Consider the following 415-nt stretch of genomic DNA (forward strand, 5'->3'; position numbering starts at 1 on the left):
GAACGCCAACGGCGCCAACAGCCTCAGCGAGCAATTCAACGTCGTGGTCACCGATGACAACGGCACTACGGCAACCGGCAACCTCGATGTGAACATCGTCGACGACCTGCCGCACGCCGTGGACGACAGCAATGCCAGCACCGCGTCGGAAACCAACCTGACCCTGACCGGCAGTGTGCTGACCAACGACACCGAAGGTGCAGACCACGTCGCTTCCGGCCCCATCACGCCGGGCACATTCACCGGCACCTACGGCACCCTGGTGCTCAACGCCGATGGTTCCTATACCTACACCCTCAACCCCGCCGACACGGATTTCAAAGGTCTGCACGGTGGCGGCAACGGCACTGAAACCTTCACCTACACCCTGACCGATGCGGATGGCGATACCAGCACTGCGAACCTGGTGCTGCAA

Annotated in this window: 1 protein-coding gene; it reads left to right on the forward strand. The window is 61.9% G+C overall.

Annotation, left to right across the window (positions count from 1 at the left end; genetic code table 11):
* Positions 1-415: Ig-like domain-containing protein (locus FGE05_RS29720; RefSeq protein ID WP_139650448.1), on the forward strand; the 415-nt coding region annotated here is incomplete at both ends.

Origin of the sequence: Pseudomonas sp. ICMP22404 (assembly GCF_006227205.1) — a bacterium.
Classification (GTDB): Bacteria; Pseudomonadota; Gammaproteobacteria; order Pseudomonadales; family Pseudomonadaceae; genus Aquipseudomonas.